The sequence below is a fragment of the Bradyrhizobium sp. P2_E8 genome (genome assembly GCF_056403875.1).
In genome coordinates this window covers 1-1,166 of the sequence record NZ_JBFUES010001535.1, presented here as the reverse complement: position 1 = coordinate 1,166, position 1,166 = coordinate 1, and the positions used below count along the sequence as shown (strand labels likewise).

General features: G+C 65.9%; 1 protein-coding gene and 1 pseudogene. Both read right to left on the bottom strand.

From position 1 onward, the window contains the following. Positions 1 to 848, bottom strand: an 848-nt coding sequence (locus AC1D00_RS42075; RefSeq protein WP_477014771.1) for a DUF4175 family protein, incomplete at its 3' end; no start/stop codon positions are given. Then, positions 836 to 1,166, bottom strand: a pseudogene (locus tag AC1D00_RS42070) (TIGR02302 family protein); the annotation flags it as partial. The pseudogene AC1D00_RS42070 and the gene AC1D00_RS42075, both read right to left, overlap by 13 nt.

Here is a 1,166-nt window from a genome sequence, read left to right as displayed (position 1 = left end):
GCCTTGCCCTGCGAGTCCACGGCACCATCCGCATTGCCCTCGCCGAGCTTTGAGCCGGCATCGCCCATGGCACCGTCGGCGGTGTCCAGGCTGCCGTCATCATCGCCCTGGTCACCGTCCTGATCGCCATCCTGGCCGGGCTGTCCCTGATCGCCCTGCTGACCTTTCTGCCCCTGCTGCCCTTTCTGGCCCTTTGGTCCCTTCTGCGTGAGGCCGCGCTTGGCGAGCTCGTCCTGCAACTTCTTCAGCCGGTCGCGCAGCGCCTGCTGGTCCTGCTGGAGGTCCGACATCGACTGGTCACCCTGCGGCTTGCCGCGCGAGCGGTCACGCCGGGAATCCTGGCCCTGCTTGTAGGTCTTGTCGCGCAATTGCTGCTGCTTGCGGATCATGTCGCTGAGCTCGTTGAGCGCCTGCTCCATGTCGCTGTCGCCGGATTGCCCGGGCTGCGCCATCTGGAGATTTTCCATGATCTGCGCCAGCTGCTCGAGCATGCGCTGCGCCGCCTCGCGATTGCCTTCGCGCGCCGCTTTCTCGATCTGCTTCAGAAGGTCGTCCAGATCCCGCTGCGTGATGACGGAGCGATCGCGATTGGAGGACTGGTTTCTTTCCGTCGCGCGCTTGTACTCCTCGAGCTTCTGAATGGCATCGGATTGGTTGCTCAGGCTGCGCCCGGACTCCTTCTGGCGGAGGTTATCGCCGGCATCCTGCATCGCCTTTTCCGCGCCATCGAGCAGCGCATCGGGATCCTGATCCTGTTGGGCAGCGACGGACGGCAGGCCTCCCAACAGGAAGGCGAGGCAGGCGATCGACATCGCCTTCAAGACTGGCACGCGCGCTAGCTTCCGCATTTCCGGTCCCGCGTAAACTGGTTGGCCCCGTCGTCCCCCGCCTTGGCCCGGTTGCTCGCCGACTTCCGATAGGCCTGAAGCTGCTGGCGCAATGCGTCCTGCTGCTGCGCCAGCTCCTCGAGCTGCTCGGGCGTCGCGTGCTGGGTCTTTTGTCGCAGCTCGACGGCCTTGTCGAGGATGAGCTGGACCTCCGCCGGGAACGGTTGCCGGGGACCCAGCGGATTTTGCTCGGCGCGCCGGGCAAGGTCGCGCACCTTGCCGGCCATGGCCTCGCGGAGCTTTTGCGTCAGCACCCGGATCTCGTCCTCGCTGGCACCG